The sequence below is a fragment of the Aquabacterium sp. genome (assembly GCF_048860245.1).
GTDB lineage: Bacteria > Pseudomonadota > Gammaproteobacteria > Burkholderiales > Burkholderiaceae_C > Aquabacterium.
On sequence record NZ_JBLIZW010000020.1, the window covers coordinates 1 to 9,482 of the forward strand.

The 9,482-nt window shown below is 59.2% G+C and carries 6 protein-coding genes and 1 pseudogene; 4 read left to right on the forward strand and 3 right to left on the reverse strand.

Annotation, left to right across the window (positions count from 1 at the left end; genetic code table 11):
• Together ACMV18_RS02105 and ACMV18_RS02110 are read right to left on the reverse strand one after the other, a co-directional pair.
• A pseudogene (locus ACMV18_RS02105) lies at nt 1-359 on the reverse strand (IS1634 family transposase); the annotation flags it as partial.
• Nucleotides 360-456: 97 nt separating this feature from the next.
• Nucleotides 457-1,641, reverse strand: a complete 1,185-nt coding sequence (locus ACMV18_RS02110) for an AAA family ATPase (RefSeq protein WP_420816500.1) — start codon at nt 1,639-1,641, stop codon at nt 457-459.
• 496 nt (nt 1,642-2,137) lie between these two features.
• Here ACMV18_RS02110 and ACMV18_RS02115 point away from each other — a divergent pair, with 496 nt between their 5' ends.
• Complete coding sequence (locus ACMV18_RS02115; RefSeq protein ID WP_420816501.1) at nt 2,138-2,866, forward strand: hypothetical protein; 729 nt, start codon at nt 2,138-2,140, stop codon at nt 2,864-2,866.
• Here the strand turns inward: ACMV18_RS02115 and ACMV18_RS02120 are convergent.
• Complete coding sequence (locus ACMV18_RS02120; RefSeq protein WP_420816502.1) at nt 2,863-4,332, reverse strand: tyrosine-type recombinase/integrase; 1,470 nt, start codon at nt 4,330-4,332, stop codon at nt 2,863-2,865. The two genes, ACMV18_RS02115 and ACMV18_RS02120, sit on opposite strands and share 4 nt — an antisense overlap.
• A 461-nt stretch (nt 4,333-4,793) precedes the next feature.
• On the opposite strand from ACMV18_RS02120, the gene ACMV18_RS02125 reads away from it, so the two are divergent.
• The 3 genes from ACMV18_RS02125 to ACMV18_RS02135 all read left to right on the forward strand — a co-directional run.
• Nucleotides 4,794-6,848: a methyl-accepting chemotaxis protein gene (locus tag ACMV18_RS02125; protein WP_420816503.1), complete on the forward strand. Its 2,055-nt coding sequence runs from the start codon at nt 4,794-4,796 to the stop codon at nt 6,846-6,848.
• A 165-nt stretch (nt 6,849-7,013) separates the two neighbouring features.
• The gene (locus ACMV18_RS02130) at nt 7,014-9,272 is read left to right on the forward strand and encodes an EAL domain-containing protein (RefSeq protein ID WP_420816504.1); all 2,259 of its coding nucleotides are present in this window, start codon (nt 7,014-7,016) and stop codon (nt 9,270-9,272) included.
• Between the two features lie 42 nt (nt 9,273-9,314).
• A partial coding sequence (locus ACMV18_RS02135) for a nucleotidyltransferase family protein (RefSeq protein ID WP_420816505.1) occupies nt 9,315-9,482 on the forward strand: 168 nt, incomplete at its 3' end.

Consider the following 9,482-nt stretch of genomic DNA (forward strand, 5'->3'; position numbering starts at 1 on the left):
CACAGGCGGTTGAAGACCATCACGCGGATGGCCTGCTCAATGGGGGTTGTGTAGCGCGCACGCCGGAAGATGGCCGCCAAGGCGTCAAAGCCAAGCTCACGCCAGAGTTGATCAAGGGCCCATACATCACCCAGAGCCAGCGCAGACTCAAAGCGAACCTGCGGCGTGGTGATGTCCACGCCGCTGCGCCCCTTGGCTCGCAGCAAGGTGCTCAGCACCGAATCAACGGTGCCGCCGTCCTCATCGACGCGGCCAAGGGTGGCCACAGTGCGCTGGCGAGGTTGGCCTTGCTCGTCACGGAAGGACTCAACCAACTGAGCGTAGGTGCGGCTCTTGGAACGGGTGAGCTTGATGAACATGCGGCGAGTATAGCGCAACGCTTGCTTGGTGCCACTACACAACGTTTACATAGTTGCCACTACAGAAATTCCGCGCAAGCACGCATAAGTCGTTGATTTATATGGAGGCGACCTCGTCAAAAACGCAAAATCGGCGTTTTGGTGTCGAACTCGGGTGCACCTGTGGAAAACGTGACCGACGGCGGCGGCGGTCCACTCCGTCAAAACAGGGGTGTGCGGTCACCAGCTTTTCAGCCTCGGCCAGTGCCATAGCTTGACCGGGCTGCAACGCCAGCGCGGCCCACGCTACAGCGTTGAGACCCCGCAGCTCGTCGGCGGGGTGTACAGGCCCCTTGGGCACGGGCGGCTCCTTCGGCGGTGTCACGGTCGCCTCTACAGCCTTGGCAGGTGCCAGTGGTGTCTGTGGTGCTGGTGCCGGGCTGGCAGGCTTAACGTCCTCATTGGTAATGTCGACATATTCGAGGTACGTTGCCCCTGGGCCTTCCATAACGGTGCGCCTGTACCGACGTTTTGCTCCACGCTCCGCACCCTTCAGCTTTGTGTTGGTAGCGGTGACGATTTCACCCATGCCCGACAAGTGAACGACGCCTTGCGCGTGGTTGAAAAGCACTTCTGAGCCACGGGGCTTTGTGTCACCACTGCGCGCATGGCACACCAAAACAACCAGACTTGCGCCAAGGAAATCTTTTATGCGCTCAACGCCACGTAATGCTTTACGTGGCGTTGCAGCCTCATTCTCATCCGACTGACCAATACACAGCGAATAGTTGTCTATGACAACAATCTCCGGCCAATAACCCCCACCGGCTAATATTGGGTCCGCTTCGGTTTCTACCGTATCTAAGAACGCTTCAACGCTGTCGGCGTCCGTAAGGTCCAACGCGTCTGAAGGTGGTGTGAACAGCACGGAATCTACCCACCGCCTGTACCCGTAGGCTCCGCTCTGCAACCTGCGGAATTCCCAGCTCGGATCATCAGGGTTGAGGCGTTCAGTGTAGGAGGCACCGAAACCAGCATACGTATTTCGCATGTTGTCTCCGTCCTCAAAGGCGAAATACCACGACCTCGGGGCGCCCCCCTCCGGCGCCATGATGTCTTCATTAATTCGGGTGCCGTCGGTTGTATCCCATGTGTGCAACATGGATGTGATCCAGGTGCTTTTGCCCACGTTGGAGGGTGCTACCAACAGCACAACACCACTGCGGGGCATCAGGTCCGGGCCGAATGTTTCTACCGGGCGCCGCGGGTTGTATGAGGTGGGGTTATAAAGCCAGCTAGCCATGTCACTTCCCCCCCGTCAGCACGTAGGAAATTTCGGATTCGACACGTTGTCGCGACCACCGCGATTCAATGCACCAGCGCATACGTCGCAAGTCGTGGACTGCATGCTTGAGGCTGCACCCAGTCAGGTCAAAGAATTGCTGGGGACATACCCCCACGGGGCCAGCTTCGATAAGCACCACCAGTGCGGTGCTAGCAGCAGTGCCCGGTCGTGGCATCGACGGTGGGCGGCGGTTGATGATAGGATTCATCGACACATCTTTCGCGAGAAGGTTAGTTACTGGTGCGGCGCTGCTGACTTTGGACGGCTGCAGCGCCGTTTCCTTTTCTGCATTTCGGGCGAGCATCACGCCACCCCCAAGAGTTTTTTGACCTCGGTTGTAGGCCACTGCAGTTTTCCACCCAGGCGTGTTGGGCGGATTGGGCCTGTCTCTTTACAGGCATGTATGCGCCACGTTTGCGGCCTCATGTTGGTGTAGAACGCAATCTCATTGGTGGTGATGTTCGGGCGTGTGACTTGCTCGAGCGGTGGGTATGACATATCGACTCCTTTCAATGCGGCAACCATTGCACAATGCAAAAAATCAGCCGTTGAAAGCAGTTTGCTGATAGTCAAATGTGTTCGCCTGCGGCGCGATGTCGCATCAACAGAATCAAGGACTTATAAGCAAAAAGCCCGGCTCAGGGCCGGGCTTGGTGGTGTGACGCACAGCGTCATTGATCTAAAATCTATTGCTATTTTTTGCGATGTAAGGATGGGGCAGATGGTTGCATTGAAAATTCTCCGCGTGACAGTCGCTGTAGCGGTTGGATCGACTTCGATCTCGTCTGTGAATTCCCAGACCATGTACCGCTGCGGAAGTACCTTTAGCCAAACACCTTGCGGTGAAGATGCGAAGTCACACAAGGTTTTCTCAAGCGGCGCTGCTGAATCAGGGTTTCAGCAACGTGTTGCCAAAATCAAGGCTGAATGTGAGCAGTGGATTCGGCGCATCCCACAGTGGAAAGACTCGGATAGCGTCAAGTTGGAAGACGGCATCACGCGTGGCAAGCATGAACTACGAAAGGTTGATGGAGCGCCTCAAATTGTCGTGCCTTATTACGCAAGCGTTAACGCGAAAAACAGCTATGGCGCCTACGCTGGGTCTAGACCCTATGTTTGTTACGCAAACCAGGGCGAGACCCGTATCATCGACTTCTACAAAGCTGGTGACCTTCCCAACTAAGAATTGACATAGTTGGCGTTCACAGCGCGCAACTTACCGGCATCTGCTGACTGAGATTCAAACCGCACCCCGGCCTGCTCCAGAACCCATGCCTCGATGCGCTCATGGTGCAGGCGCAGCAGGTCCAGAGGACGGCGCTTGTAGTGCTTCTCTGCCGTCGCGCTGGGCTTGTGTCCTTGGATTTGCGCCACCACACCGGCAGGAACTTCCAGCCACTCAGTAAGGCTGGCGAAACTGCGGCGCAGCCCGTGCAGAGTCAACCCATCCAGCCCTGCAGCAGCACAGGCACAACGGTGCGCGGCGCTGGGGTCTGCAAGGTGTCCGGATGCGCTCGCCTGCACGACATCACCGGCTGGCGCTGTCTGGCCCTTCCGTGCGTGTTTGGCCTCTCGGCGCTTGATGGTCGCCGGGTCAGAACTCAGAGCACGGAAACTCGGAAACACCCATTCATTACGGCGCGGCAACCCGGCCAGAAGATGCGCCACATAGGGCGTCAGTGGGATGACGCGCTCACCCTCGACTTTGTCACGGATGGTCAGGCCCTTCCATTGGGTGTTCACATCCTCCCAGCGCAGGGTGAGCACCTCACCAGGGCGAGCACCCGTCAGCAGTGAGACTTGCAGACATGCCGCAATGACGGGGTTCTGAATCTGGCGCACGGCGGCGAACCATGCTGACAACTGCTCCCGCTGCAAGGCGTCATCCTTGGCATTCGGCTTCCCCAGCACCTCGCGGGTGCGCTTGGTCTTCGCTGGGTTGGCAGTCGCCAGCAACGCTGCATAGGTCGGATGCTCGGCGCACCAGTTTAGAAACACCTTCAGGCAGCGCCAGCACAGGCGGGCATAGGTTGGGCGGGTCTGGGCGTGCTTGGCGGCCCATGTCTCGACCTTGGCGGGGGTAAGTTCACGCAAGGGCAGCGCCAGCAACTCAAACACCGGCCCCGGCACGGTCATGGGCTTGGTTCCATCGGCGGCCAGCTTCACACCTCGCCTCGCCACCTCGCCACCGGCCTTGCTCATCTTCAGGTGGTCGGCATAGTGACGCTCACCCCAGAACGGGCGGCGGTCCTCCAGATAGACAGACCACACCTCCCCCAATGTCACGCCTGCCAGCCGGTCGGCTTCCACCTTGGCAGCCTGGGCGGCTTTCTTGGCTTCGCGGTCTGCCTGCTTCTGGCGCTCAATCTCTCGGGGGTCTTGCCCACTGTCCACCAATTGCTTCAACTCGGCTGCACGCTTGCGGGCAGCGTCCAGGCTCCAGTCGGCAGATGTGCCGATGCCCACCCGGATGGTGGCCCCATTCAAGCGAGCCTCAAAAGCGTAGGTCTTGCGGCCTGTCGGGGTGGCTCTGAGCATCAGAGAAGGGGCCTCGGTGTCCCACAAAAAGGCCTGTGACTTGCCCACCGGGCACGCGAAAGCATCCACCCGTCCAGCGGTCAGCCTCACCCGGCTTGTGTCCTTGCTCATGCTCACCCCTACGGAGGTTGTAGGCAACTTGTAGGCAATCTGTAGGCAAATTGGACAGAAAAAGCCGAATTCGCATCAACACAAGAATGTCAGGAAGTCGCCATAAGATGTTGATTTTCATCGATTCTATCAACACCAACCAACACAAGCAAATGAAGCATGAAGCGGAATCACAATCCGCAGGTCAGGGGTTCGAATCCCTGAAGCGCCACCAAAACAAAGCCAAGTGAATCAATCACTTAGCTGCAAAAGCCACCCTCGCGGTGGCTTTTTGCTTTTCCGGTGTTTGGCGCATGTCGCCACGCTGTCACCAACGCCTCACACACTTGCGTGCACCTTGCGCTGCCGCAAATTAGCCCGGATCAAGAGAATCCCGGGCTCAAGGTTGCTTCATTTGCGTCGATCAACAAGTTTCACAGGCGCCCAAAAAGCGTCACCCTCCGTCTTATAGAAGTAGTCCGATGAAGATGATTGCGTACGAGCCCTCGGCGGCCACAACCGAAGGCAATGCTGCTGACGATGCCAAAGCAGGCTTTTTCGAGCATCACGGCTTCTGGGCCCCAGGCATCAGACTGTTTCGACAACTCCCCTTCTCTTACAAGGCGTGGCTGATCTCAGTCGTGCTGTTCCTGCCATTTGTGGTGCTGGTTGCCTGGCAGGTGCAAACCAGCTTCATGCAAGTCAAGCAAGAGCGGCGGGATGCCCTCAAGGAAAAGGTCGAGATCGCCATCGGCACCCTGAACTGGGCTTACGAGCAAGAGCAAGCCGGCAAGATGACGCGCGATGAAGCGCAGGCCTTCGCCAAGGCTCAGGTTGCCAAGTTGCGTTACGACAAGGACAACTATTTCTGGATCAATGACATGGACGGGCGCATGGTGATGCACCCCGCCAAGCAAGAGCTCAACGGCAAGGTCGTGTTGGACATGAAAGACCCCAATGGGGTCGCCCTGTTCCAGGAGTTCATTGCCCGCGTTCGTGAGCGCGGCAATGGCGATGTCGAATACCAATGGCCCAAGCCAGGTGGCTCCATCCCGGTGGACAAATTCGCCTACGTGCAAGGCTTCTCGCCTTGGGGCTGGGTGGTCGGCACTGGCGCATTCGTCGATGACCTGCACGCGGCACTGCGCACCAACGTCACCATTGTGGGCAGCATCGTCGGCTTGGGTGTTGTCATCGTCTTCTATCTGTTTGTATCGTTCTACAAAGTAATGGATGGTGGCTTGAAAGAAACCCGCCGCCACTTGCGTGCCATCACCGATGGCGACCTGACCACCACGCCTCACCCATGGGGCAAAGACGAGGCGGCAGACCTGATGGTCGAACTGCAAACCATGCAGGACTCGTTGCGTCACATGGTGCTTCAGGTGCGCCAATCCAGCGGCGAAATCGTGCACTCCAGCAGCGAGATCGCCAGCGGTGCCATGGACCTGTCCAGCCGCACAGAACAGGCTGCCGCCAACCTGGAAGAGACTGCTGCATCGATGGAAGAGATCTCGTCCACCGTGCGAAACACCGCTGATCACACGCAAGAAGCCAGTCGCGTGGCCGAGCGCAATGCGGAAGTGGCCGAGCAAGGCGGCCAGGCCATGAACAACGTGATTTCGACCATGGAGAACATCCAGGCGTCGTCCGCACGCATTGGCGAAATCATCACCACCATTGACGGCATCGCCTTCCAGACCAACATCCTGGCCTTGAACGCTGCCGTGGAAGCCGCACGGGCCGGCGAACAGGGCCGTGGCTTCGCCGTGGTGGCGGCCGAGGTGCGTACGCTGGCACAGCGCAGCGCCGAAGCCTCCCGCGAGATCCGCACCATCCTGGGCAAGAGCGTCGAGCAAGTGGAAACCGGTACGGCCGTGGTCCGCAGCGCCGGCAAGACGATTTCGGAAATCGTCGACTCGTCGATCCTGGTCAGACAATTGCTGCAAAACGTGGTCACAGGCGCCCGCGAACAGCATCAAGGCATCGAACAGATTGGCACTGCCGTCAACGAACTGGACCGCATGACGCAGCAAAACGCGGCACTGGTCGAGGAAACCGCCGCCGCTTCATCGGCCATGCGTGATCAGGCCTTTGCCCTGGCGGAAGAGGTGGCGCGCTTCAAACTGCCCGCCCACGTTCGCCTGAAGGCACAAGCAGAAGTCAGTGCCGACAAATTTGACTTCGATGCCGCCGTCGATGCCCACCGTCAATGGAAGGTCAAACTGCGCGCAGCCATCAGCGAACACACCACGCTGGATGCCGAGACCCTGTGCCGGGATGACCGCTGCGCGCTGGGCAAATGGATTCACGGACCAGGTGGATCACGCTGGGGATCCAAGCCCGAATTTGTGAAGTTGCAGACGACACATGCCCAGTTCCACAAAACTGCCGCCCATGTCGCCCGCAAGATCAACGCAAAGGACTATGACGAGGCCTCTGCCCTCATCGACTCGGGCTCTGATTTCTCTGAAATTTCGACCGAGGTGATTTCTCACATCACCACGATGAAGCGACGCTACGGCAATCGCACCTGAGTCCGAAAAGGTCCGCACCGCACACAGGGCGCAAGGTCCCCTCTCTTGGGGGCTTTCGCCCTGTTTTTGTATCCGATGACGACAGGTTCGCGTCATTCCTCATGCGCGGTGGGCCGGGTCAACCTATAGTGATGTGATCCATTGCTCGCCAGATGGCACCCGGACATGAGCGATCACGCACCTCCAGCGTCCTCCACTGAGACCAGCTCCGCCGCCCACGGAGCCGACGACGATTTGCTCGTCTTGATCGAAGATGACGGTGATGTGATCGCCCCCCCTTCGATCACCCACAACGCCTGGCAGATTCTGGTGGTGGACGATGATGCCGACGTCCATCAGGCCACCGACATGGCGCTGCGTGACCTGCTGATTGAAGGCCGACCGCTCTACATCCACCACGCGTACTCGCGCCAAGAAGCATTTGCCCTGGTTCAAGCCCACGATGACATCGCCGTCATGCTGCTGGACGTGGTCATGGAGTCCGAAGATGCGGGCCTGCAACTGGTGGGCGAAGTTCGCCACAAGTTGGGCCGGGAAGCCCTGCGCATCGTGCTACGGACGGGCCAACCGGGTTACGCGCCCGAGTTGGAGACCATTCGCAATTACGACATCAATGACTACCGAACCAAGTCGGAACTGACACGGGTTCGCCTGTTCACCAGCCTCACCACCGCATTGCGCGCTTATCGGCAAATGCGCACGCACGAACAAACCCGCCGAGGGTTGGAAATGGTGGTCCGCGCCAGCACCGAACTCAGCAAGCTGCACGGCATGCAGTTGTTCGCCGAGGGCGTGGTCAACCAGTTGTGTGCCCTGCTGGGCATGCGCCCAGAAGGTCTCATTTGCGCGCAGGCCGGCCTTGAAAACAGCGGCGACCCGGCTCGTGTGATTGCGGCGGCGGGTCACTACGGCGAGCTCATCCAGCGCCCCCTTGACGAACTGGGCATCCCTTCCGTGCAAGCCGCGCTGGAGCAGTGTCTGCGCGAGCGGCGCAGTCTGTTTGCGCAAGGCATGGTTCTGTACTTCGCCACCTCCGACGGACGCGGTCTGGCGGCCTACATTGATCACCCTGACGACCTGCCCCCCCTCGATCGCCATCTGGTCGAAGTGTTTTGCTCGTCCATGTCTGCAGGCTTTGAAAATGTCTTGCTGTATGGCCGACTGGTTGACCAAGCCTACGTTGACCCCCTGCTGAGAATTGCCAATCTCAATCAGTTCCTGCAGCAGCTTTCCAGGCTGACCGTGGCGCCCACCCCCTTGACTGTCGGCGTGCTGGACATCGATGGGTTTGCCTCCATCAATGACATGCTGGGGCATGAGTTTGGCGACAATGTGCTCCGAGCGGTGTCCACACGGCTGCACGATGGACTGGGGCCTCACTGCCACATTGCCCGCATCAGTGCCGATGTGTTTGCAGCACTGGGGCCGTCGCATGAAGTGTCAGGTGACACCTTGCAGCACCTCTTCAGTACGCCGCTGCAGGTGAGCGGTCAATCGGTTCGCATCTCGATCACGATTGGCCTGGTCCGGCTGGACGAGCATGAAGAGCGCGGGCCGGATCTGCTCAAGGATGCACACCTAGCACTGAAACGCGCCAAGTTGCAGCAGCGCGGCTCCACTTGCTATTTTTCAGAAGAGATGGGGCATGCCGCGCGTGCACGCATGCAGTTGCTCAATAGCTTGCGTGCGGCCACGGGTTCCCCGCAGTTGTTTGCCGTCTACCAGCCCAAAGTCGATCTCCAGACCGGGCAAGCCATCGGCGTGGAAGCACTGCTCCGTTGGCGACAGCCCGACGGCACCATGGTGCCCCCCGACAAGTTCATCCCGGTGGCCGAACAAGCCGGTCTGATGATGGTGCTGGGCACCTTTGTGATGCACAACGCATGCACCCAGCTCAAGCGCCTGCATGACATGGGGTTCACCGAGCTGACCATGGCCATCAACGTGTCGCAAGTCCAGCTCAGAGAACCTGATTTCATCCCTCTGCTTGCCAACACCTTGGCTGAAACCGACGTTCGCCCCGACGCCGTGGAACTGGAAATCACCGAGTCCATGGCCGCAGAAGACATCAATCTCATCCGTCGTCGACTGGAAGAGATTCGCGCCCTAGGGCTCACGGTGGCCATTGATGACTTCGGGACGGGCTTCTCGTCCCTCAGCGTTCTGCGCCATCTGCCCGCCGCGCGACTGAAGATCGACCGCAGCTTCGTAGCCGAACTCGACCGTGACGTCAGCATCGCCCGCATGGTGGTCAACCTGGGCCACAGCCAAGGCATGAAGGTGATTGCCGAAGGCGTCGAAACCGAGGCCCAGCGCAACACCTTGCTCGCCCTCGGGTGCGATGAAGGACAAGGCTGGCTCTACGGCAAACCGATGCTGCCGAACGACTTGGTGACATGGCTGCAGGGCAACCTGCATCACTGATTCAAGGACAATGCAGGGCTGTCCCCACCGAGCCCTACACACATGTCTCAGCTGCCCGCATTGATCTTGGCTGCTGGTCGTGGGGAGCGCATGCGCCCCCTGACCGATATCTGCCCCAAGCCGTTGCTGGAGGTGCAGGGCCTGCCGTTGCTGCAGTGGCATTTGCAGGCGCTGGCGCAGGCGGGGGTGGACCGGGCGGTGATCAACACA

Bases quoted from the DNA above. Each gene is read 5' to 3' on its own strand.
- ACMV18_RS02110 (WP_420816500.1), bottom strand. From the start codon at position 1,641: ATGGCTAGCTGGCTTTATAACCCCACCTCATACAACCCGCGGCGCCCG.
- ACMV18_RS02120 (WP_420816502.1), bottom strand. From the start codon at position 4,332: ATGAGCAAGGACACAAGCCGGGTGAGGCTGACCGCTGGACGGGTGGAT.
- ACMV18_RS02125 (WP_420816503.1), top strand. From the start codon at position 4,794: ATGAAGATGATTGCGTACGAGCCCTCGGCGGCCACAACCGAAGGCAAT.
- ACMV18_RS02130 (WP_420816504.1), top strand. From the start codon at position 7,014: ATGAGCGATCACGCACCTCCAGCGTCCTCCACTGAGACCAGCTCCGCC.